A 22837-nucleotide genomic window follows, 5' to 3' on the forward strand; every position below is an offset into this window, starting at 1 on the left:
TGCGGACTGCCCGCCGCCGGCCGCGTCGATCCGCTCGCGGTGGGGGCGCGTGAACCCACCGGGGGCGGGTAACCGCTGGCTCCACCGGAACCGACACAGGGGAGGTACGCCGTGGCGACCATGGTCAGGGAACCGGCCAGCCCGGTGAAGGACAAGAACTACGACCTGATCCACGCCCTGCAGATGTCCTTGCAGCACATCTGGCAGCTGGAGACGTACATTGCCGACGCGGACGCCCGGGGTGACAACGAGCTCGCCACCTGGTTCCGCAAGCTCCAGGAGAACAACCGCAAGGCCGGTGAGCAGGGCAAGCGGATGCTCGCGGAGCGGCTGCGGGAGAACGGTTGAGCGTCGTCGTGGCGACCGGGCGGACCGGAGGGTCCGCCCGGTCGCGCCCGGTGCCGGCGCCGGGCGTTACCCTGCGGGCATGGACGGCGGGCAGGACGGCGAACGGCTCGCCGCGTCCCTCGGGCGCAGCCTGGCCCGGCTCACCTTCGCCGACCTGACCACCGACGCGGTGACGGCCCGGATCATCGACGCCGTGGTCGCCTGGGGGCACGAGCAGGGCTGGCGCGTCTACCGCCGGGCACCGAGCGTGCTGCCGTTGCCGCCGCCGCTGTCGGATCGGCGGTCCGTGCTCGATGTCGGCTGTGCCCGGGCGGACGGGCCGCCCGTCGTCATCGAGGTCGACCACACCGACCGGCGCCGTACCTGGGACAAGCTGGCGGCGGAGGCCGGGGCCGGGCGGATCGCGATCTGGGTGCGCTGGGGGCCGGGCCGGTTCGGTGCCCCGCCGCCGCCCATCCATCTGGTCACCTGTCAGGTGGACCGCCGGCCGGGGCCGGCCGGGGCAGGCCGGCTGCACCACCGGGCTCCGGGCGGTCACCGGCCGCCACCCCCGCACTCCGCGGCGCCGGCCGGCGGCGCCGCGCTGCCGCTGCCCCTGCCCACGGCGGACGCCGAGACGCCCTGAGGTGGCTTACTCGAAGCGGGACGGGTCGCCCGCGCCACGCCGGACGATCTCCGGCTCGCCCTGCGAGAAGTCGATCACCGTGGTGGGCTGGGTGCCGCACTCACCGGAGTCCAGCACCGCGTCGACCGCGTGGTCCAGCCGCTCCTTGATCTCCCAGCCCTGCGTCATCGGCTCGGCCTCGTCGGGTAGCAGCAGGGTGCTCGACACCAGCGGCTCACCCAACTCGGCCAGGAGCGCCTGGGCCACCGCATGGTCGGGAATGCGCACCCCGACGGTCTTCTTCCTGGGGTGCAGCAGCCGCCGGGGCACCTCCTTCGTCGCCGGCAGGATGAAGGTGTAACTACCCGGGGTCGCCGCCTTCAACGACCGGAACACCGCGTTGTCGATCTTCACGAACTGGCCGAGCTGCGCGAAGTCCCGGCACACCAGGGTGAAGTGGTGCCGGTCGTCGAGGTGGCGGATGGCGCGGATCCGGTCGATGCCGTCCTGGTTGCCCAGCCGGCAGCCGAGGGCGAAGCACGAGTCCGTCGGGTAGGCGATCAGCCCGTCCCGACGGACCAGATCGGCCACCCGGTTGATCGTCCGCGGTTGCGGGTCCACCGGGTGTACGTCGAAGTACGTCGCCATGACGGCAGCCTACGAGTGGCGACCACCTGCCCCGTCAGCGGCCACCAACCGTCGCCCGCGGGGTTACGGTGTGGACGTGGCGACGGCGGCGGAGGAGATCCAGGTCGGAGAGCGGCTGGTCCGGGTCTCCAGCCCGGACAAGCCCTACTTCCCGCGGCGCGGGCTGACCAAGCTGGACGTGGTCCACTACTTCCTCGCCGTCGGCGACGGCATCCTGCGTGCCCTGCGGGACCGGCCGACCATGCTGGAACGCTGGCCGCGCGGGGTGTTCGAGGGCGCGAAGATCGCCACCCGGCAGGACAACCGGGGCGACGCGTTCTACCAGAAGCGGCTGCCGGCCGGCGCGCCCGACTGGGTACGCACCGCGCACCTCACCTTTCCCAGCGGCCGGACGGCGGACGAGGTCGCGCCGAGCGAGTTGGCCGTGGTGATCTGGGCGGTGAACCTCGGCACCCTGCGGTTCCACCCGTGGCCGGTCACCGCTGCAGACGTGGCGCGCCCCGACCAGCTCCGCATCGACCTGGATCCGCTGCCGGGCGTCGGCTTCGACCAGGTGCTGCCGGTGGCGCACGAGGTCCGCGCGGTGCTCGACGAGGTGGGGCTGGTCGGCTATCCGAAGACCACCGGCGGGCGTGGGCTGCACGTCTACCTGTCGATCGAACCGCGCTGGAGCTTCACCGAGTGCCGGCGGGCGGTGCTGGCGCTGGGCCGCCGGGTGCAGCGCCGTCGTCCCGACCTGGTGACCACCACGTGGTCGCGGGAGCAGCGTGACCGGCCGGTCTTCGTCGACTACAACCAGATGGCCCGCGACCACACGATGGCCTCGGCGTACTCGATCCGACCGACCCCGGCGGCGCTGGTCTCCGCGCCGGTGGACTGGGCCGAGTTGGACGACGTCCGCCCGGAGGACTTCGACGTGCTGAGCATGCCCGCCCGGTTCGCCGAGCGCGGCGACCCGCACGCCGGGTTGGACGGGCGGCGCTTCTCGCTGGAGCCGCTGCTGGAGTGGGCCGACCAGGAGGAGCTGGAGGCGCCGCCGGAGCGGTGAGTCACCGCGTCTCCGGTGCGGCGCCGAGCGCCCGGCCGATAGTCGCCGGCCGCCCTCGCCGCGTCGATGAGACCGGCGACCCGGCCTAACGTCCCCGACGACCATGCGTGGTTACCGTGGCATCTGGTGGTGAGGGCAGCCGAGCTCAGACCAGACCGAGTCCGTTGGCGAGATCAGTGATCGTCGTAGGGGCGTCCGATTGTTGGGCGACCTCGGCGACGACGCGCCGCGCCGCCGGCCGGTGACGTATCTCCGATGGCGCGAGGTTGTCCACCAGCACCAGGTTCCGAGCTGCCTCGATCACGTTGCCGACCTGGAGGTACGCGGGGGCGGCGTCCACCAGATGCGCGGCACGATGTTCGAGCGGCAGCCATCGCCATCCATCTCGTTCGATCGCCGTCTCGTGCTGTGTGACTGCACCGGTTCCGTCGCCCAACTCGATTGCGGCGGCGAGTCGGGCCAGGTCCACGGCCGTAGGCCCGAAGGCGGTGTGATGGTGGTCGTTTCCGTCTCCCACCCGGGCGGCTAACTCCACTGCCTCGTCCAGCAGGTCGCCTGCGGCGCGGTCGTTGCCCGCTCTGGCCGCCATCAGAGCGCCCTGTACGAGTAGCGATCCGCACAGGGACAACTCCTGCGGTGTGCCGTCGTCCAGATCCGGCGGCGCGATCCGGTACGCGGCGGCGAGCATGACCGACTTCGCCCGCGCCGACGCGCGCAGCACCTGGCCGAGCTGCACCGCCGCACAGGCCAGCAGCACCTGGTCACCCATCGCGGCGGACATCGCCCGGTCGGCGGCCAACCAGGCGAGGCTTGCCTCGTCGAGCTTCACCAGCAGCGCCGCCGTCACCCGGTAGACCTCGACCACGGTCGTACGGTCAGCATCCGGCCCTTGCGCCTGAACCCGTTGGAGATCGGACAACAACGTCGGCAGTTGCTGCATCAACTGCGGATATCGGGCGTGCTGGTAGGTGGTCCACGCGTGTTCCACCGCCCGGCTCCACTCATCTGGTGACGCATCCCGGCAAGCCACCGGGCGGCCGAGCGCTATCCCGTACGTGGACAGAGCGGCCCGAATCCGGGAGACACCTTCTGCACGCTCGGCCACCTCGGCGGGCCGCGCATCACGTCCGAGCAGTGTCGCGGCGTCAACTCGAAGAACCGCGGCGATCTGCCGGATCGTCGACACCCGCTCCAAGGAGCGCACCCCGCGTTCGACCTTGTCCACCCAGCTCTTGGACTTCCCCAGCCGATCCGCGAACGACTGCTGCGACAGCTTGCGCCGTGCCCGCAGGTACGCCACCCTCCGACCGATCGGAACCGAGTCACCGGTCATGACGCCACCGCCGATCCGGCACCGCCCGAGTTGTTTCCTCCACCGGTATCCGCTCCGCCTCGGCCTGGGCGAGTAACCGCCGCTTGGCCGCTTCCCGTTCGGCCGCCTGGATCTGCTCACCCCGGCTCACACTAGTGCCATCATCCTGCATCCCCGCCTCCGTCAGTAGAAGCGCGGCGGCAAGCCCCACCGTCGCCTGCCATCCACAATGACGTCTAGATGTCACCAGCTGCGACGACATGGAACACGACAAACCCGCCACATAACTGGCGACACTTAGGCGACATGCCGCTATAGTGACGGCCATGGCTGTCCCGAACACCGCCCTGCGTGCCGTCCGTATCGGAATGCGCATGAGCCAGGACGACTTCGCTCGCGCCCTCCAGGCCGCCGGCCACCGCGTCGGCGAGCCCAACGACGCCAACAAGCGACTCGTCCAGCGATGGGAGTCCGGCGCAATCGCCGCGCCCCGCCCCGTCTACGCCCGCGCGCTGGAGGTCGTCACCGGCCTACCCATCTCGCTGCTCGGCTTCGCCGCGGTGCCCGACGGGCATGTCGCCGATGACCAGCACGGCGGCCACGACCTGACATCTCCCATGTCCAACCTGGCCACACCGACACCAACGTCCAGACCAGCCGTTGCCCGCAAGTCCTATGAGGGCATATGGCTCAGCCGCTACCAGTACTACTCCAGCGGCCGGGAGGAATCCTTCGCCGGGCAACACTTCGTGGTCATCCTTCAACACGGCGACCGGCTGACCGTGCGAAGCCTGCCGGGCTCAGCGACCTCGTCCCTGTCACTCGATCTCACCGTGGATGAGGCCGTTATCACCGGCACCTGGGTGGAGCAGGCTGACTCAGCCGGCTACTACCGGGGCGCTCGGTATCACGGCGCAATCCAACTTCTGGCCGAGCCAACGGGTCGACGGATGGCCGGCAAGTGGGTCGGCTTCGGCAAGGACATGGACGTCAACACCGGCCCGTGGGAACTTGTCTTCCGGGATGCCTCGACGTCCAAGGCGACACTCGATCGATACAACACAACGGCGACGTAGTGCACTGCTACCGCACGGACCTTCGACCTCCCACTTGTAAGTGCTAGGCGCTTTGTCCGGCGGGGTTCATCCGCGTTTGCGACCTCTGACGACTGTCCGTGCCCAGCCGCTGCTGGCTGTTCTCCTCCGGCCGCTTGCTGTCACCGTTGCTGTCGACAGCGGTCCGGGTGGGAGAGTGAGCGCGTGGGATTGAACGAGGAGACCGCAGCGCAGACGGCTGACGGTGCCGTCCGGTCTCATAATTTCGTCTCTCAGTAGCGGTGCCAACTCCTCGGATCCTGACCGTCCGCGCGGGCCGGGGTCTGACCGGCGTCCTCGTCATTGAAAGGAAACCCGGGGCCGAGGCGTCAGCTCTCATCGCCGCCTGGCTGGGCGGCTGCCGGGCACGCCGTACGTCGTGAACGCTCCTGTCACACCCAGGGGCTCCGGGCACCGTCGAACTCGTCGAAGACCAGCCAGGTTCGGGTCGAGAGCACACCGGCGATGCTCTGCACCCGGTTGAGCACCACGTCCCGCAGCGTCGCGTTGTCCGGTGCCCGGACCAGCGCCAGCACGTCGTGCTCGCCGCTGAGCAGTGCGACGTGCTCGATGTAGCGCACCTGGGCCAGCTCCGCCGACAGCTCCCGCCAGCTGTTCTGCTCGATGGTCAGCGAGATGTACGCCGACGTGCCCAGCCCCGCCGGCTCCGGCGCCACCCGCGCGCCGAACCCGGTGATCACCCCGTCGCGCAGCAGCCGCTCCACCCGCGCGTACGCGTTGGTGCGTGACACGTGCACGCGTTCGGCCAGCGTACGGATCGAGATCCGGCCGTCGCGGACCAGTTCGTCCAGGATCCGCCGGTCCACCTCGTCCAGTGCCGTGACCGAACGTCCCGTTCCGCCCGGCCGGTACGCCTCCGAGCTGGTCTCCTGGCTCACCGAATCCTCCTTGCCGGGCCATTCGTCCTGCGTTCACCACGCATCTTGAGTCAATCATCCGACCGCAGGAGCATAGGCCCACCACACGTCCAGGAGGTCCCGCCGTGACGACCACACCCCAGGCGGTCCGCAGGGCATCCGCGCGCAAGCGCCGGCCGGCCACCCCGGCCGCGCCCGACCCGTCGGCCCATCTGCTCCCGCGGACCGAGCCGGTCCGACTGCTGAACCCGGACGGCACGCCGCTGCCGCCCCGCGACGACTACCCCGAGCCGCCCGTCGAGGCACTGCGGGAGATGTACCGACGGATGGTCGTCGGCCGGCGCTTCGACGCGCAGGCCACCGCCCTGACCAAGCAGGGCCGGCTGGCCGTCTACCCGTCCTCACGGGGGCAGGAGGCCTGCCAGGTCGGCGCCGTGCTCGCCCTGCGCGACGACGACTGGGTCTTCCCCACCTACCGGGAGTCGGTGGCGCTGACCGCCCGGGGCATCGACCCGGTCGAGGTGCTCACCCTGCTGCGCGGCGACTGGCACTGCGGATACGACCCCGCCGCCCGGCGCACCGCACCGCAGTGCACCCCGTTGGCGACCCAGTGCGTGCACGCCGCCGGACTTGCCTACGGCGAGTCCTACCAGGGACGGGACACCGTGGCGCTGGCCTTCATCGGCGACGGCGCCACCAGCGAGGGCGACTTCCACGAGGGCGTCAACTTCGCCGCCGTGTTCAAGGCCCCGGTGGTCTACCTCGTGCAGAACAACAAGTACGCCATCAGCGTCCCGCTGTCCCGGCAGACCGCCGCGCCCGCCCTGGCGTACAAGGGCGTCGGCTACGGCGTACCCAGTGAACAGGTCGACGGCAACGACCCGGTGGCCGTGCTCGCCGTGCTCACCCGCGCGGTGGCGCACGCCCGTGCCGGCCACGGCCCGTTCCTGGTCGAGGCGCACACCTACCGGATGGAACCACACACCAACGCCGACGACGCGACCCGCTACCGGGACGCCGACGAGGTCGAGGCGTGGCGCGAGCGTGACCCGGTGGTCCGGTTGGAGACCTACCTGCGGGCCCGCGACGTGCTCGACGACGCGGCGGTCGCCGCGATCGGTGAGGAGGCCGAGGCGTACGCCGCCGCCCTGCGCGAGCGGATGAACACCCAGCCCATCGTCGACCCGCTCAGCCTCTTCGACCACGTCTACGCCGAACCGACCCCGCAGCTGGCCGAGCAGCGCGAACTGGTCCGCGCCGAGTTGGCCGCCGAGCAGGAGGGGGGCGCCTGATGGCCACCATGACCATGGCGAAGGCGCTCAACGCGGCGCTCGCCGACGCGATGCTCGCCGACGACCGGGTGCTCGTCTTCGGCGAGGACGTCGGGCAACTCGGCGGCGTCTTCCGGATCACCGACGGCCTCCAGGCCCGCTTCGGTGACAAACGCTGCTTCGACACCCCGCTCGCCGAGGCCGGCATCGTCGGCTTCGCCGTCGGCCTGGCCATGTCCGGGCTGCGCCCGGTGGTCGAGATGCAGTTCGACGCGTTCGCGTACCCGGCGTTCGAACAGATCGCCTCGCACGTGGCGAAGCTGCGCAACCGCACCCGGGGCGCGCTCAGCGTGCCGATCGTCATCCGGGTGCCCTACGCCGGCGGCATCGGCGGTGTCGAGCACCACTGCGACTCGTCCGAGGCGTACTACGCGCACACCCCGGGGCTGAAGGTGGTCACCCCGGCCACCGTGGAGGATGCGTACTCGCTGCTGCGGGAGGCCATCGACGACCCGGACCCGGTCGTGTTCATGGAACCGAAGAAGCTCTACTTCGCCAGCGCCGAGGCGGAGCTGCCGGCGCGCAAGGAGCCGTTCGGCCGGGCGGTCGTCCGCCGGGCCGGCACCGACGCCACCCTGGTCGCGTACGGCCCGGCGGTGCCGGTCGCGTTGGCGGCGGCCGAGGCCGCCGGCGAGGAGGGTTGGGACCTGGAGGTGGTCGACCTCCGTACCGTCGTGCCGTTCGACGACGCCACCGTCGCCGCCTCGGTGCGCCGCACCGGTCGCTGTGTGGTGATCCAGGAGGCCCAGGGCTTCGCCGGGGTCGGCGCGGAGATCGCGGCCCGGGTGCAGGAGCGCTGTTTCCACGCCCTGCACGCCCCGGTGCTGCGGGTGTCCGGCCTGGACATCCCGTATCCGGCGCCGATGCTGGAGCACACCCACCTGCCGTCGGTGGACCGGGTGCTGGACACCGTCGCCCGTCTGCAGTGGGACGATCAGCCGGACGCCCGGTGGGTGGCGGCATGAGCACGGTGAGCGGCACCCGCGACTTCCTCCTGCCGGACCTGGGGGAGGGGCTGAGCGAGGCGGAGATCGTCGAGTGGCGGGTCGCCGTCGGTGACGTGGTCGCGGTGGACCAGACGGTGGTCGAGGTGGAGACCGCCAAGGCCGTCGTCGACGTGCCCTGCCCGTACGCCGGACGGGTCGTCGCCCTGCACGGCGCGGCCGGTGAGATCCGCCCGGTCGGCCAACCGCTGGTCACCATCGCCCCGCTCGACGGCGACGGCGCGGAACCCGCCGGGCACGCCACCTACCGCGAGGAGGAGCGGGCCGGCTCCGGCAACGTCCTGATCGGGTACGGCACCGGGCACGGCGGGACCGGCCGGCGACGCCGCCGGCCGCGGCCGGCGGCCACCCCCGGGCAGGTTGCCGGGCCGACGCCGAGCGGTGCCGCCGCCGCGACGCCGGCCGCCGGGCATCCGGTGGACGCTGCGGGTACCAGCCCTTCGCCCGTTTCGTCCGGCGCGTTGCCGACCCTGGTCATCTCGCCCATCGTGCGGCGCCTGGCCAGGGAGCGGGGCATAGACCTCGCGGCGCTGCGCGGCACCGGGCCCGGCGGGGTGATCCGCCGCGCCGACGTGGAGGCCGCCACGGCCACCCCGACCACCCGGCCCACCGCGCCGGAACCGGACGCCGTCGCGCCGGCCGTCGGTGTGCCCGACGCCCGTGTCGGGCTGGCCCCCGGCGGCCAGGACGTGGTGATCCCGCTGACCGGCATTCGCAAGGCCATCGCCGACAAGCTCTCCCGCAGCCGCCGGGAAATCCCCGAGGTGACCATCTGGGTCGACGTGGACGCCACCGGGTTGCTGGAGACCCGGGCGGCGATCAACGCGGCCACCCCGGACGCGCCGGTGAGCATCCTCGCCCTGCTGGCCCGCGTCTGCCTCAGCGGTCTGCGGAGGTATCCGCAGCTCAACGCGCACGTCGACGGCGTCGGGCAGCGGATCGTCCAGTCGGCCGGGGTGCACCTGGGCATCGCCACGCAGACCGACCGGGGCCTGCTGGTGCCGGTGCTGCGCGACGCCCAGCGGCTCACCACCCGCGAGCTGGCTGCCGCGCTGGCGCAGACCACCGCCGACGCCCGGGCCGGCACCCTGCCGCCGGCCCGGCTCACCGGCGGCACCTTCACCCTCAACAACTACGGGGTGTTCGGGGTCGACGGTTCCACCCCGATCATCAACCACCCGGAGGCGGCGCTGCTCGGGGTGGGCCGCATCGTGGACAAGCCCTGGGTGGTCGACGGGCAGCTCGCGGTGCGCAAGGTGACGCAGCTGAGCCTCACCTTCGACCACCGGGTCTGCGACGGGGGCGTGGCCGGAGGCTTCCTGCGGTACGTCGCGGACTGCGTACAGCAGCCGGCGTTGCTGGTGGCGAACGTCTGAGCGGAAAAGGCGGAGCCGGCCATCCCTGACCGGGACGGCCGGCTCCGCCGTCGTGTCGGGCCATCGTCCGGATGTGGGTGGCCGCGACCGGTCGGCAGTCGGTGGAACGACCAGGACCGGGACCGAGCGGCACGGCTCACCCAGCAGGCCCGAACCCGGACGGCCGGGTGTCGAGGCAACGTCGGGAGCACGGCGACGGCCAAACGTCCGCCCGTTTCCGAGCATTTCCCGCGAAAGAGCGCCGCGCCCCGAGAAGGGACGTACAGAATGTGGCCAAGGGGAGCGGAAATTGGGGGGCTGAACATGGATGTGAGGCGGCGATTGACGCTTTTTGCGGTGACCATCGCAGCCACACCGTTGATACTCGCCGGGTGCACCGCCGACCGGAAGCCGGCTGCGGGGCCGGCACCCGGTCGAGCCGCGGCGAACCCGACGGTCACCCTGACCCCCGCCGATCGGGCCAGGGACGTACCGGTCAGCGCGGAGGTCGGCACCACCGTCGGCGGCGGCCGGGTCACTGCCGTGAAACTCACCGACGACAAGGGAAAACAGCTCGCGGGGGAGCCCCGGGAGGACGGGTCGAGCTGGGTGCCGGCCGCCCCACTGGAGAACGGCCGCACCTACACCGCGGAGGTCACCGCGACCGGTGACCACGGCCGCACCGCAGTCGGTAGGACGACGTTCACCACGGCGCCGAAATCGACCCGGCAGGCCATCACGAGCACTCTCTACTTCGCCGGAAACCAGACGTACGGCACGGCGATGCCAGTGACCGTGGCATTCGATCCGGGAATTCCGAAAGAAGCCAGGGCGGCCGTGCAGCGACGATTGTTCGTGAAGACGGATCCGCCGCAGCCGGGTACCTGGTCGTGGCTGGAGGACGGCACGCAGGTCTACTACCGGGCGCCGGATTTCTGGAAGCCGGGCACGAAGATCAGCGTCCGTGCCGGGCTCGAAGGGCTGCCCATCGGTACGCGGTACGTCGGCGACGAGGACCGGCGGGCAACATCCCGGATCGGCCGCCAGGTCGCCCTCGAGATCGACAACGCGACCAAGCAGATGTCGGTCTTCCGGGATCACAAACTGGTCCGCAAGATCCCGGTGAGCCTCGGCAAGCCCAGCACGCCGAGCTCCAGCGGCAAGATGGTGATCATGGAGAAGCACCAGCAGACGACCTTCGACACCCGGGGCTCGGCCGACCCCTACGTGGTCGATGTCGAGGACGCCCAGCGCTACACCTGGGGCGGGGAGTTCATCCACGCCGCGCCGTGGTCGGAGGGGGACCAGGGCCACACCAACGTCTCGCACGGCTGCGCCAACGTGTCGTCCGCCGCCGCCGACTGGCTGATGGGCATCACCCAGGTCGGCGACCTGATCACGGTGAGGGGCACCGAGGTGCAGGTCCGGCACGGCAACGGCTGGACGGCCTGGAACGTCAGTTGGGACGAGTTCGTCCGAGGCAGCGCGCTGCCGGTGCCGCCGGGGCTCAAGCCGGCGCCCGTCGGGTCGCAGGGGCATCCGGGAGCGGTGGCGGGCGGCTCGTCACCGGAGCCGACACCGTCGGCCAGCGGCGGCTGAGAGCCAGGGGAGGAACGACCGGGGTGCGACCGGCTCGCCGCAGGGCGGGCCGGTCGCGGTCGTCGCCGCCGGGGCGTGGCCGTGGCACAGCCGTCTGCCGGCTCCCAACCGCCGTCGCCCCCGGCCGGCCCGGTTCCCCTGAGACGGGTCGGGGCGTTCCCGGGGCGTACCCGGGGATAGGCCCGCGGCAGGGCCTGATTGTCGGTGGTGGAGGGTAGTTTCGTCGGCATGGGACAGCACGGTGATCGGCTCCACGTCCAGCTCGACGTGCGGGACGAGGTGGCCGAGGTACGGGTGGTCGGCGAGATCGACGTGGCCTCGGTCGGCGAGTTGCGCGCCGCGCTCTGGGCCGCGCCGGCCCGACCGGTGCTGCGGGTCGACCTCTCCGGGGTGCGGCTGCTCTCCGCGGCCGGGGTGCGGGCGCTCCTCGCCGCGCGGCTTCGGGTCCGGGCCCGCGGCGGCGAGCTGGTGCTGGTGAATCCCGATCCGGTCGTTGCCCGGGTGCTGCGGGTCACCGGTGTCCACCGGATCGTCCCCGTGCTGGTCGGTGCCGCCCCGGCCGCCTGCCGCCGCAGCGACCTGGCGGCCTGCGCCTGAGTCCCGGCGGGATCCCGGGTCGTCGAACGCCCCGGCCCACCGGTGCCCAGCCGGTGCGACCTCGGCTGCCGACCGTGCCTGCGTCGCGGGGCCGTCGGGCCCACCGGCGGCCCCGCGACGGCTCAGCGCACGCCCACCAGGTCGACGACGAAGACGAGGGTCTCGTTCGGCTTGATCACGCCGCCGGCGCCCCGGGCGCCGTAGCCCAGGTGCGGTGGGATGGTCAGCCGGCGGCGGCCGCCGACCCGCATGCCCACCACCCCCTGGTCCCAGCCGGCGATGACCTGACCGCCGCCGAGCGGAAACTGGAAGGTCTGGTTCCGGTTCCACGAGGCGTCGAACTCCCGGCCGGTGGAGTGCGACACCCCGACGTAGTGGACCTCGGCCAGTTGGCCCGGCTGCGCCTCGGGGCCGTCGCCCACGCTGATGTCCTCGACGACGAGGTCGGCCGGGGGTGCGCCCTCGATCGGGCCGATCTCGGGCTTGCCTGCCTGGGGCATGCTCATCTGCTTCTCCTGTGCTCGTGCCGGCGGCCCGCCCGTCCGGCGCGGCCACGGCCGTTATCCTCCGGTCACCGTCGATCCTGCCCGATCGTGTAGGGCCGATCCCGTGCGGACCCCACGGCCGCCCCTGCCATCTGCCCGGCAATGATCACTCGCGGACGCCGACGGGACGCCATCGGTGATGGTGCCCGGCGGCCCGGTCGACGCCCTAGACTCGGCGGTCGACCGACCGAGCGTGAGGATTCGCCGACGATGACACCCGCCGCCACCGACGACGCCCGGCTGCGGCCAGTGCCCTGCGACGCTGGTGGGTCGTTCACCCGGGCCGGCCACGTGGTGCACGGGCACCGGCGACTGGGTGAGCTGGTGGCACATCGCCCGGAGGGGATCACCGGGCACCAGTGGAGTTCGGCCACCCGGGAAGAGTTCGACCACGTCGTCTGCGCGGCCGACAGCGGTCTGCCGCGCCTGGCCGTGTCGATCGCCCCGGCCGCCCCGCCCGGGTCGGTGAGGCTGCGTGCCGAGCGGATGCGCGAGGCGGTCTGCGCCGCGGTCGGTCTGCCCGTGCTGCGGATCGAGTCGCTCACCCTGCGCGCTGCCGACCACGGCCGCCCGATCGTCACGTACGTCCTGGACGCCCGCGACTACGCCACTGCGGCACCGCCCGTCGGGCCGGACGCCGAGGCGCTCGATCCACCGGTCGGCTTCCGCGACATCGTCGGCCGGCTGCCCGGCGGTCGACAGGGGTACGTCAACGACCTCGGGGCGTTGGCGCGGGCCGACGCCGTGGCCGCGTACGTGGCCCGGCGGTTGGCCGATCCGATCGTTCGCGGTCTGCACGTGCGGTGGCGCGACGGCGCGGCCGAGGGCTGGAGCTGGGTCGAGGTACGCCCCGGGCAGAGCATGGTCGAGCGGGTCACCGTGCGGGAGCACCGGTTCCGCTGCGGGGTGGACGCCGCCCGGTTCGCCGAGGACCTGGCCGCCCTCGCGGTGGGGGAGCGGCTGCGTTTTCCGGAGATGGACGAGCCGGCACTGGTCGACCGGACCGAGCTGCGGCGACAGATCCGGGCCCTGCGCGACCGCCGGGACGAGTTGGCCGACGACTTCGCCTTCGGCCACCTCTGCGTCGACTGACGATCGCCTTTCGTCACGGCACCGTGACTCGGTGTCCCGGTTCGGGGGTCGGCGAAAAATCGCCCTCGAATCCTCGATCCGCGTTGAACCATCGCCGGAGGGTCTCCGTACCTAAGCAGGAACGGACACGGATCTTCCAGCCGCGCCAGCCGACGCGGCGGACGGTGCGAAACGGCATCGTCGGCCATCGACGTGCGACCGGAACGTCGCAGTGATCCTGAGGGGGTGACCCACCCCGCATTCCGTCGCCCGACGGGATCACGAGTCAGGTACCGGATCGAGAAGGAGAGCAATTCGATGCGCAGGACCTCAGGGGCGCGCCGGTCTGCCGGCAGCGCGCGGAGCAAGCGACTGCTCGCGGCGGTCGGCGCGCTCGCGGTCTTCGGTGGAATCGCCGCCGTGACCCAGATCTCGTCGGCCGGTGAGCGCCGGCAGTCGACGAACACCCGTACGGTGTCGTCGAACTGTGTGCCGCCGAGCCCGGGCGCGACCTCTCCGGGTGGCCGGACCAGCACCACCCAGACCTGGCAGAACGATCGTTGGGTGCGCAACCACTGGGGTGACGGCCAGATGTCGGTCGCCGAGTGCAATTCGCTCAAGGCCGGCAACGCTCCGGTGACGACCCTCGCCTCCGGGGTGTCGTGCCCGGACGTGACCGCACGGCTGCCGCAGATCCCCGCCCAGGCGCGCAACGAGGTCGACCGGAACCTGGCCCTGCTCAAGACGCAGATCGACGAGGCGAACCGGCGGCTGGCCGCTGAGGGCAACAAGGGACAGGCCTTCATCAACAACGCCATCCTGGGCCCGCTGGCCGGGAAGCGGGCCGCGGTCCTGGACCGGATCGCGATCGCGATCGGCCGGGTGGCGCAGCGACCGCAGGGTCTTGAGCAGCTCGCCACCTGCACCGTCGCCGCCCAGGGCAACGTCAACAACGGCGGCAACAACAACGGCGGCCAGAACGGCGGCCAGAACAACAACGGCGGCCAGAACAACAACAACGGGAACAACGGCAACGCCCTCGATGTCCTCGCCAAGGACTGCGGCAACAGCCGGCTCCAGGCGCACGACGGTTTCCAGAACGGCAACCGCTGCGTGGGCACCGCCTTCGGTGAGGTCGGTGCGGCGGCCAACAACCCGTCCCTGCTGATCACGCAGTTCCCGAACCAGGTCCAGCGCAACCAGGCGTTCACCCTGCGGATCTCCACCCGCAACCTGGTCCGCGACCGGTTCCTGGCCGCCGGCCAGGGTGGTTACTACAAGGAGAGTTCGGTCCTCAACGGCCAGGGTCTCACCCGTGGACACTTCCACACCGCCTGCCGGATGCTGCAGAACACCAACAGCGCGCCGACGAACCCGGAGGCCGTGCCGGCCTTCTTCGTCGCGACCGAGGACGGTCGCGGCGGTCGCCAGGCCGACGAGGTCGTGATCCAGGTTCCGGGCCTGCCGCAGAACGGCACCGCGCAGTGCGCGGTCTGGGCCGGTGACGGCTCGCACCGGGTGCCGATGATGGAGCGGGCCAACCAGACCCCCGCCTTCGACGTGGTGCGGATCCAGGTCAACTGACCCGGCGTACGTGACGCCTGCGGGCCGCTCGGACGGATGTCCGGGCGGCCCGCAGGCGTTCGTGCGTACGCCGCCACCAGTCCCGAGACAAGGTCAGGAATGGCGAACGGCACGAAAAGCGCCGGGACCCGCGCTGATTTCCCAGCGTGGTCCCGGCGCAGCGGACGGTGAACCGCCCGTGGTGGTCAGCGGTTCTTCCACGCCTCCACGACGTTGACCGGGATGCGTCCACGCTCGGAAATCTCGAAGCCGTTCTTGGCGGCCCATTCCCGGATGGCCCGGTTCTGCTCACGGTCCATTCCCGAGACCCCGGCACGACCGGGACGGCGGGCCGGACGACCGGCCTCGACGTTGCCCCGGCCCAGCCGTCGGCCAGCGGTGATGTACGGGTCCAGCGACTTGCGAAGGACCCCCGCGTTCTCGTCGGAGAGGTCGATGGTGTATGCCGCACCGTCCAGACTGAACTCGACGGTCCGATCGGCCTTTCCGCCGTCGAGGTCGTCGGTCAGAACGGTTATTACCTTCCTTGCCATCGCCATTACTCCCTGTGTTGGGCGGGGTGTGGCTAAGAGTTTGACCCATCCTGCGGCAAATCCGCAACAATATGCGTCGTTTTCATTTGCGCGAGTCGCGCAATCGTCGGATAACCTGCGGCCGATGCTCGACCCGGTGTCGCGGCCCGATGCGGTCGCAGTGTCCCGGGTCACAGCCAGGAACAAGAGGAACGCCGGGCAGCTTGAGTCTGACACGCTCAACTCCACTGATGGCAGGTGTTCGATGGCAACCTTTCCGGTACTTCCCCTGACCGACGCCGTCCTGCTGCCCGGAATGGTCATTCCGGTGACCCTCGATCCGAGCACGCAGGCCGCGGTCGACGCGGCCCGTGCCACCGGCGAGCACAAGCTCCTCGCCGTGCCCCGCATCGACGGCGAGTACGGCTCCGTCGGCGTGATCGCCACCATCGAGAAGGTGGGCCGGCTGCCCGACGGCGAACCCGCCGCCGTGGTGCGTGGCCTCGCCCGGGCCCGCATCGGCTCCGGCGTGCCCGGCCCCGGCGCGGCCCTCTGGGTCGAGGCGGCCCCGCTGGACGAGCCCGCCCCGGCCGGCCGGGCCCGGGACCTGGCCCGTGAGTACCGGGCGCTGATGACCTCGGTCCTCCAGCAACGCGGCGCCTGGCAGGTCATCGACGCGATGGAACGGATGACCGACCTCTCCGAGCTGGCCGACGCGGCCGGATACGCGCCCTGGCTCACCCTGGCGCAGAAGACCGAACTGCTCGCCGCGCCGGACGTCACCGCCCGGCTCGAACTGCTGGTCGGCTGGGTGAAGGACCACCTGGCCGAGCAGGAGGTCACCGAGCGGATCAACAACGACGTGCGCGAGGGGCTGGAGAAGTCCCAGCGCGAGTTCCTGCTCCGGCAGCAACTGGCCGCCATCCGCAAGGAACTCGGCGAGGATGAGCCCGACGGCTCCGCCGACTACCGGGCCCGCGTCGAGGCCGCCGGGCTACCCGAGAAGGTACGCGAGGCGGCGCTGCGCGAGGTCGGCAAGCTGGAACGGGCCAGCGACGCCTCCCCGGAGGCGGGCTGGATCCGTACCTGGTTGGACACGGTGCTGGAGATGCCGTGGACCACGCGTACCCAGGACAACACCGACCTGGCCGCGGCCCGCGCGGTGCTCGACGCCGACCACGCCGGCCTGGCCGACGTGAAGGACCGCATCCTGGAGTACCTGGCGGTGCGCAACCGCCGCGCCGAGCGCAACCTCGGCGTGGTCGGCGGACGCGGCTCCGGCGCGGTGCTCGCCCTGGCCGGACCGCCCGGCGTCGGCAAGACCAGCCTCGGCGAGTCCGTCGCCCGGGCGCTGGGCCGCACCTTCGTCCGGGTCTCCCTGGGCGGCGTCCGCGACGAGGCCGAGATCCGCGGCCACCGGCGCACCTACGTCGGCGCGCTGCCCGGCCGGATCGTCCGCGCACTGCGCGAGGCCGGCTCGATGAACCCGGTCGTGCTCCTCGACGAGGTGGACAAACTGGCCGTCGGCTACGCCGGCGACCCCGCCGCCGCCCTGCTGGAAGTGCTCGACCCGGCGCAGAACCACACCTTCCGGGACCACTACCTGGAGGTCGACCTCGACCTGTCCGACGTGCTCTTCCTGGCCACCGCCAACGTGGTGGAGGCCATCCCCGGCCCGCTGCTGGACCGGATGGAACTGGTCACCCTGGACGGCTACACCGAGGACGAGAAGGTGGCCATCGCCCGGAATCACCTGCTGCCCCGACAGCGGGAACGGGCCGGGCTCACCGCCGACGAGGTGACCCTCGACGACGCGGCGCTTTCGCGGATCGCCGGGGAGTACACCCGGGAGGCCGGCGTCCGGCAGTTGGAGCGGGCCCTGGCGAAGGTCCTGCGCAAGGTCGCCGTCGAGCTGGCCACCGACCCCGCGCCGGTGCGGGTGGACACCGACAACCTGGCCCGCTACCTGGGCCGGCCGAAGCACACCCCGGAGTCGGCAGAGCGTACCGCCGTGCCGGGCGTGGCCACCGGCCTGGCCGTCACCGGCGCGGGCGGGGACGTGCTGTTCATCGAGGCGACCAGCATGGAGGGCGAGCCGGGGCTGACGCTCACCGGCCAGCTCGGCGACGTGATGAAGGAATCCGCGCACATCGCGCTGTCGTACCTGCGCTCCAACGGGCGACGGCTCGGGCTCGACCCGAACGCCCTCGCCGGGCGGCGGATCCACCTGCACGTCCCGGCGGGCGCGGTGCCCAAGGACGGCCCCAGCGCCGGCATCACCATGGTCACCGCGCTGGCGTCGCTGGCCAGCGGCCGGCCGGTGCGCCCCGAGTTCGGGATGACCGGCGAGGTGACCCTCTCCGGCCGGGTGCTGCCCATCGGTGGGGTCAAGCAGAAGCTGCTCGCCGCCCACCGGGCCGGCCTCACCGAGGTGATCATTCCGAAGCGCAACGAGCCGGACCTGGACGACCTGCCCGCCGAGGTCCGCGAGGCGCTGACCGTGCACACCCTCACCGACGTCGCCGACGTGCTCGCCCTGGCGCTGCGCCCGGCCGACGTGAACGCCGGCACCCTCGGCGGCCCGGCGCTCAGCGCGGCCTGACGGACACCGACGTCCCCCGTCCCTGCCCGGCACGGACGGGGGACGTCGGTGTCAGTAGCGATCCCGTCGGCCGCCGCCGTCGAAGTCCCGGCCCCGGCGCTCGCGCCGGTCGGCGCCGTCGAACCGGCGCTCGCCGCCGCCGTCGTCGCCGTCACCGTCACGGTCCCGGCGTACGGTCGCCTTTCGGCCCTTGATGGTGCTGCCGCGTAGCCCGGCGATCACCTCGTCGGCCACCCCGACCGGCACCTCCACCAGGGAGAACCGGTCGGCGATCTCGATCGAACCGATGTCCCGGCCGCTGACCCCGGTCTCCCCGGTGATCGCGCCCACCAGATCCTGCGGGCGTACCCCCGCGCGCCGGCCCAGGCCGATGAAGACCTGCGTCGTACCCGCGGGGCGGGGACGGCCCGGGCGGCGGTCGCCACCGCGACCCTCGTACCCCGGTCGGGTCTCGCGCGGCGGACGGACCGCGACCTGCGGGATCTCCTCCTCGTCGTCGTCGGAGCCCGGCAGGGCCGCCTCGTGGGCCAGCTTCACCGCCGCGAGCGCGACCTCCATCATGTCGAACTCGTCCGACAGCGACTCCACGATCACCCGGAACGGTTCCAGGTCGTCCTCGAGCAGCGACTCCCGCAGCGCCGCCTGGGTCAGTTCCAGCCGGCGGGTGCGCAGGTCGGCCACGGTCGGCAACTTGTCGATGGCGATCCGCTGCCCGGTCACCCGCTCGATCGTCTTGAGCATCCGGTGCTCGCGCGGCTCGGCGAGGGTGATCGCCACGCCCTCCCGGCCAGCCCGCCCGACGCGGCCGATCCGGTGCACGTACGACTCCGGCGCCGACGGCACGTCGTAGTTGACCACGTGGGTGAGCTGTTCGACGTCCAGCCCACGGGCCGCCACGTCGGTGGCGACCAGCAGGTCGGCGGTGCCGGAGCGCAGCCGGCCCATCACCCGGTCCCGCTGCTCCTGGCTCATCCCGCCGTGCAGCGCCTCAGCCCGGTAGCCGCGGCCGTTCATCGTCTCGGTGAGCCGGTCCACCTCCTCGCGGCTGCGGCAGAAGACGATCGCCGCGGTGGGCGACTCGACGTCCAGGACCCGACCCAACGCCGCCGGCTTGTGCGCCCGGGCCACGATGTACCCGCTCTGCCGCACCCGGGGCGCCTCGCCGGCCACCGTCCGCTCCCGCTCGATCTGGATCCGCACCGGGTCGGTCAGGTGCTGGCGGGCCAGCCCGTCGATGCGCGACGGCATGGTGGCGGAGAAGAGCACCGTCTGCCGCTGCGCGGGGGCGTGCTCCAAAATCGCCTCGATGTCCTCGGCGAAGCCCATGTCGAGCATCTCGTCGGCCTCGTCGAGCACCACCGTGGTCAGGTCGGTCAGCCGCAGCGTGCCCCGGGCGATGTGGTCCAGCGCCCGCCCCGGAGTGGCCACCACCACGTCCACGCCCATGTCCAGCGCGCGCAGCTGCCGGCCGATCGGCTGGCCGCCGTAGATCGGCAGCACCCGGGCGCCCAGGTCCTTGCCGTAGCGGTGGAACGCCTCCGACACCTGCACCGCCAGCTCCCGGGTGGGCACCAGCACCAGCGACACCGGATCCCCGCCGCCGCGTGCGTCCGGCATCCGCTGCAGCAGCGGCAACGCGAACGCGGCCGTCTTGCCGGTGCCGGTGGCGGCCTGGCCGAGCAGGTCCTGACCGGCCAGCAGCGGCGGGATCGCCTCCCGCTGGATCGGGGTCGGCTCCTCGTAGCCGAGCGCGGCGAGCGCGGCGAGCAGTTCGGCGCGGAGTCCGAGGTCCGTGAAGGCGCTCGCCTCGTCGGGGCCGGTGGAGGTGCGGGGGGTCGATTCTGGTGCGGAACTCATGGGCAAAGCTTTTCATCACCCCGACCGGCCCGCTGCGGCGACCGCCCACAAACCGTCGTCCCCGCCAGGTTCAGGCCAGGATGGCCAGCACCATGGTCAGCCCGACGGCGGTGTCCAGGACCCCGCACCACTCCGAGTACCCGCGGGGCACCACCCGGTCCAGCCGATGGTGCACGGCGTCCCAGGCGGCGTGGGCCAGCCAGCCGCCGGCCACCAGCCAGCGCGCCGGGCCGTCGTCGGCGACGACGGCCAGCGCCGCCAGCGTCCCCCACCCGGCCAGGCCGGCCAACTGGGACGCCACCGCCGCCCGGTCCCGCCAACTGCGACGCACCGTGCCCGCCACCAGGAAGCCGAACGGGAGGACGAGCAGGCTGAGCGGTGGCAGCACCACCGGGTCGAACCAGTTGTCGACCGTCATCAGCAGCGCCAGCCAGGACGGCCACCGGGAGACCAACGCCGCGACGACCGGACGCCGAGGCGACGGAACCGGGTGCGCGTGCCGGTGCCGGACCGCCACCACGACCATCGCCGGCACCATCAGCAGGTGGCCGCCGAGCAGCAGGGCCTCCCCGTCGAGCGGCCCGGCGGCGAACGGGACGAACAGCAGCAGGTACGGCACGTACATCGCGGCGACCATCTCGACGAGCGCCCGGGCTCGGTGACCCCGGTGCCACATCCACGCCACCATCCCGATCGACATGTTGGTCGCCATGACCAGGGCGGCGACCGCCGGCTTGGCCAGGACATCGGTGAACTCCAGCGCCGCGCCGGCGGTACGCCAGAGCGGATCGAGCAGCAGCATCCCGGCCACCATCGCGACGGTCATCCCGACCAGGTGCCGCAGCAGGCGGTGGCCGGGGCGGTCCCGGGCAGTGGCCGGGGACGTGGGTACGGCAAGCGTCTCGGACATGCCTCGACCCTGCCGCCGGGCGGCGCGCGGCGACAGGTGCGTCCGACACGGGACGGGCGTGCGGAGTCCACGGGTGACCCGTGACGGTCGCGGGGGCCAGCATGGTCCCGCCCGGCCCTAGGATCGGCGGACATGACGGTGGGGGCGACGGATACGGACCGGCGGCTGCGCCGGGCCCGTCGGGTGGCGCTCGCCTCGCTGGTGGCCAGCGTGGGCTCCGCGCTGCTGCTGCCCGGCATCGGCCTGACGCGCGAGCCGGACCCGCTGCGGCTGGCGCTCGGCGCGACCGGCCTGGTGGCCTTCGCCGCCGCTCAGGCCGCGGTGCTGCACGCGGCGGTCACCCCGTGGCTGGGGCAGCGCCGCCGACGCCGCCTGCACACCGCCTTCGCCGTGGTCGCCGTGGCCACCGTGCCGCTGATCGGGCCGGTGGCAGCCGGTGCCTGGCCCACCTGGGCGTGGCTGGGCGCGTCGCTGGTGGGGATGACGCCGCTGCTGCTGCGTCCCCGCCCCGCGCTGGCCGTCGCGGCGGCGGTCGTCGCGGTCGCGGTCGCGGTGGCTGGGTGGACCGGCGGTTCGGCCGCCGCCGCCGTGGTGATCGCCGGCGGGGTGGGCGCCGGCATCGCGGCCGTCAACGGGGTGCAGGTGTGGTTCTGGGACCTGCTCGTCGCCGCTCGGCAGGGACAGCAGGCCCGCGCCCGGCTGGCCGCGGCCGAGGAGCGGCTGCGCTTCGCCCGGGACGTGCACGACCTGCTCGGTCACGACCTCACCGTGATCGCGCTGAAGGCGGAACTCGCCGCCCGGCTCGCGCCGGTCGACGCCGGGCGGGCCGGCCGGGAGGCGGCCGAGGTGCAGCGGCTCGCCGGCACGGCGCTGCACCGGGTCCGCGAGGCGGTACACGGCTACCGGGCGGTGGACCTCGGCGAGCAGTTGGCCGCCGTGACCGAGGTGCTGCGTTCCTGCGGGGTGCGCTGCGACGTGGACGCGGCCGCCGGCGAACTGCCGGCGGAGGCCGCTGCCGAACTGGCCGCCGTACTGCGCGAGGCGGCGACGAACGTGCTGCGGCACAGCCGGGCCAACTGGTGCCGGATCGGGATCGTGCGGGAGGACGACGCGGTGACGATGACGGTGAGCAACGACGGCGTCGGCGACGCCCGAGAACCCGACGGGCACAGCCACGGGCTGCGCGGGCTGGCCGAGCGGCTGGCGGCGGCGGGCGGCGGCCTGCGTGTCCGGTGCGAGAGCGGGGTCTTCACCCTCGCGGTGACCGTACCGGTGTCCCGGTGATCCGCGTTTTGCTCGCCGACGACGAGGAGCTGATCCGCCAGGCTCTCGCCGCGCTGCTCGGGCTGGAGAGGGACATCGAGGTGGTGGCCCAGGCGGGCGACGGACGGGGTGCCCTGGAGGCGGCCCGGGCACACCGGCCGGACGTGGCCGTGGTGGACCTCGAGATGCCGCCGCCGGGCGGGATCGCACTCGCCGCCGAGCTGGCTCGCGTGCTGCCCTCCTGCGCGGTGGTCATCCTCACCGGGCATGGCCGCCCGGGACACCTGGGCCGGGCCCTGGCCGCGGGGGCGCGCGGCTTCCTGGCCAAGGGCGCCCCCGGTGGCGCCCTCGCCGACGTGGTGCGCCGGGTACACGCCGGCGCCCGGTACGTGGACCCGGCGCTGGCCGCCGACGCGCTGACCCTGCCGCCCTGCCCGCTCACCCCCCGGGAACTGGAGACCCTGCGGCTGGCCGGGTACGGCAGCCCGATCGCGGTGATCGCCCGGCGTACCCACCTTGCCCCGGGGACGGTGCGCAACCACCTGAGCGCGTGTGTGCAGAAACTCGGGGCGGCCGACCGGGCCGACGCGGTCCGGATTGCCCGCGAGGCCGGCTGGCTCTAGTCGCGGCGCACGGTCACCGCGGGGCGTCGCCACCGCCCACCCCGCCGATAGC

21 protein-coding genes are annotated in these 22837 nt (G+C 72.5%); 14 read left to right on the forward strand and 7 right to left on the reverse strand.

Features of this window, described 5'->3' with window-relative positions; all coding sequences use genetic code 11:
* Positions 1-120: 120 nt before the first annotated feature.
* Positions 121-348 (forward strand): hypothetical protein, encoded by a 228-nt coding sequence (locus E1182_RS01835; RefSeq protein WP_132260887.1) that lies wholly within the window; start codon positions 121-123, stop codon positions 346-348.
* 79 nt (positions 349-427) lie between these two features.
* Positions 428-973 (forward strand): hypothetical protein, encoded by a 546-nt coding sequence (locus tag E1182_RS01840; protein ID WP_132260850.1) that lies wholly within the window; start codon positions 428-430, stop codon positions 971-973.
* A 6-nt stretch (positions 974-979) separates the two neighbouring features.
* Here E1182_RS01840 and E1182_RS01845 read toward each other — a convergent pair whose 3' ends face one another.
* Positions 980-1600 (reverse strand): L-threonylcarbamoyladenylate synthase, encoded by a 621-nt coding sequence (locus E1182_RS01845; protein WP_132260851.1) that lies wholly within the window; start codon positions 1598-1600, stop codon positions 980-982.
* Between the two features lie 76 nt (positions 1601-1676).
* On the opposite strand from E1182_RS01845, the gene E1182_RS01850 reads away from it, so the two are divergent.
* Positions 1677-2648, forward strand: a complete 972-nt coding sequence (locus E1182_RS01850; protein WP_132260852.1) for a DNA polymerase domain-containing protein — start codon at positions 1677-1679, stop codon at positions 2646-2648.
* Between the two features lie 145 nt (positions 2649-2793).
* Here E1182_RS01850 and E1182_RS01855 read toward each other — a convergent pair whose 3' ends face one another.
* Positions 2794-3981 (reverse strand): helix-turn-helix domain-containing protein, encoded by a 1188-nt coding sequence (locus E1182_RS01855; protein WP_132260853.1) that lies wholly within the window; start codon positions 3979-3981, stop codon positions 2794-2796.
* 305 nt (positions 3982-4286) lie between these two features.
* Between E1182_RS01855 and E1182_RS01860 the strand changes: the two genes are divergently transcribed.
* A complete protein-coding gene (locus tag E1182_RS01860) occupies positions 4287-5036 on the forward strand; it encodes a helix-turn-helix domain-containing protein (RefSeq protein WP_371687501.1) in 750 nt (249 codons plus the stop codon).
* A gap of 410 nt (positions 5037-5446) precedes the next feature.
* Here the strand turns inward: E1182_RS01860 and E1182_RS01865 are convergent, their stop codons facing one another.
* Positions 5447-5953 (reverse strand): Lrp/AsnC family transcriptional regulator, encoded by a 507-nt coding sequence (locus E1182_RS01865; protein ID WP_132260855.1) that lies wholly within the window; start codon positions 5951-5953, stop codon positions 5447-5449.
* A 104-nt stretch (positions 5954-6057) separates the two neighbouring features.
* On the opposite strand from E1182_RS01865, the gene pdhA reads away from it, so the two are divergent.
* The 5 genes from pdhA to E1182_RS01890 all read left to right on the forward strand — a co-directional run bounded on the left by pdhA (position 6058) and on the right by E1182_RS01890 (position 11818).
* The gene (gene pdhA, locus E1182_RS01870) at positions 6058-7224 is read left to right on the forward strand and encodes a pyruvate dehydrogenase (acetyl-transferring) E1 component subunit alpha (protein ID WP_132260856.1); all 1167 of its coding nucleotides are present in this window, start codon (positions 6058-6060) and stop codon (positions 7222-7224) included.
* Entirely contained in the window at positions 7224-8228 is a 1005-nt protein-coding gene (locus E1182_RS01875) for an alpha-ketoacid dehydrogenase subunit beta (protein ID WP_132260857.1), read from the forward strand. The genes pdhA and E1182_RS01875 overlap by 1 nt, the downstream gene beginning before the upstream one ends.
* Positions 8213-9643 (forward strand): dihydrolipoamide acetyltransferase family protein, encoded by a 1431-nt coding sequence (locus tag E1182_RS01880; RefSeq protein ID WP_132260858.1) that lies wholly within the window; start codon positions 8213-8215, stop codon positions 9641-9643. The genes E1182_RS01875 and E1182_RS01880 overlap by 16 nt, the downstream gene beginning before the upstream one ends.
* Before the next feature lie 303 nt (positions 9644-9946).
* Positions 9947-11221 carry an Ig-like domain-containing protein gene (locus E1182_RS01885; protein ID WP_132260859.1) on the forward strand — a complete coding sequence of 425 codons (1275 nt, stop codon included), beginning with the start codon at positions 9947-9949 and terminating at the stop codon, positions 11219-11221.
* A gap of 228 nt (positions 11222-11449) precedes the next feature.
* Positions 11450-11818 carry an STAS domain-containing protein gene (locus tag E1182_RS01890; protein ID WP_132260860.1) on the forward strand — a complete coding sequence of 123 codons (369 nt, stop codon included), beginning with the start codon at positions 11450-11452 and terminating at the stop codon, positions 11816-11818.
* Between the two features lie 122 nt (positions 11819-11940).
* Here the strand turns inward: E1182_RS01890 and E1182_RS01895 are convergent, their stop codons facing one another.
* Complete coding sequence (locus tag E1182_RS01895) at positions 11941-12318, reverse strand: FKBP-type peptidyl-prolyl cis-trans isomerase (protein WP_132260888.1); 378 nt, start codon at positions 12316-12318, stop codon at positions 11941-11943.
* 255 nt (positions 12319-12573) lie between these two features.
* On the opposite strand from E1182_RS01895, the gene E1182_RS01900 reads away from it, so the two are divergent.
* Positions 12574-13455 (forward strand): hypothetical protein, encoded by an 882-nt coding sequence (locus tag E1182_RS01900; RefSeq protein ID WP_132260861.1) that lies wholly within the window; start codon positions 12574-12576, stop codon positions 13453-13455.
* Between the two features lie 297 nt (positions 13456-13752).
* Complete coding sequence (locus E1182_RS01905; RefSeq protein ID WP_132260862.1) at positions 13753-15018, forward strand: hypothetical protein; 1266 nt, start codon at positions 13753-13755, stop codon at positions 15016-15018.
* Between the two features lie 185 nt (positions 15019-15203).
* Here E1182_RS01905 and E1182_RS01910 read toward each other — a convergent pair whose 3' ends face one another.
* On the reverse strand, positions 15204-15551 hold the full coding sequence (locus E1182_RS01910) for an Lsr2 family protein (protein WP_132260863.1): 348 nt from the start codon (positions 15549-15551) through the stop codon (positions 15204-15206).
* A 244-nt stretch (positions 15552-15795) separates the two neighbouring features.
* Here E1182_RS01910 and lon point away from each other — a divergent pair, with 244 nt between their 5' ends.
* Positions 15796-18132: an endopeptidase La gene (gene lon / locus E1182_RS01915; protein WP_132260864.1), complete on the forward strand. Its 2337-nt coding sequence runs from the start codon at positions 15796-15798 to the stop codon at positions 18130-18132.
* A 51-nt stretch (positions 18133-18183) separates the two neighbouring features.
* Here the strand turns inward: lon and E1182_RS01920 are convergent, their stop codons facing one another.
* Complete coding sequence (locus E1182_RS01920) at positions 18184-19989, reverse strand: DEAD/DEAH box helicase (protein ID WP_132260865.1); 1806 nt, start codon at positions 19987-19989, stop codon at positions 18184-18186.
* A gap of 70 nt (positions 19990-20059) precedes the next feature.
* On the reverse strand, positions 20060-20899 hold the full coding sequence (locus E1182_RS01925) for a hypothetical protein (protein WP_243705973.1): 840 nt from the start codon (positions 20897-20899) through the stop codon (positions 20060-20062).
* Positions 20900-21031: 132 nt separating this feature from the next.
* On the opposite strand from E1182_RS01925, the gene E1182_RS01930 reads away from it, so the two are divergent.
* Both E1182_RS01930 and E1182_RS01935 read left to right on the forward strand, forming a co-directional pair.
* The gene (locus E1182_RS01930; RefSeq protein ID WP_132260866.1) at positions 21032-22183 is read left to right on the forward strand and encodes a sensor histidine kinase; all 1152 of its coding nucleotides are present in this window, start codon (positions 21032-21034) and stop codon (positions 22181-22183) included.
* A complete protein-coding gene (locus E1182_RS01935) occupies positions 22180-22785 on the forward strand; it encodes a DNA-binding response regulator (protein WP_132260867.1) in 606 nt (201 codons plus the stop codon). The genes E1182_RS01930 and E1182_RS01935 overlap by 4 nt, the downstream gene beginning before the upstream one ends.
* The last annotated feature ends 52 nt before the right edge of the window (positions 22786-22837 follow it).

Origin of the sequence: Micromonospora sp. KC721 (assembly GCF_004348355.1) — a bacterium.
In the GTDB taxonomy this organism is placed as follows: domain Bacteria; phylum Actinomycetota; class Actinomycetes; order Mycobacteriales; family Micromonosporaceae; genus Micromonospora.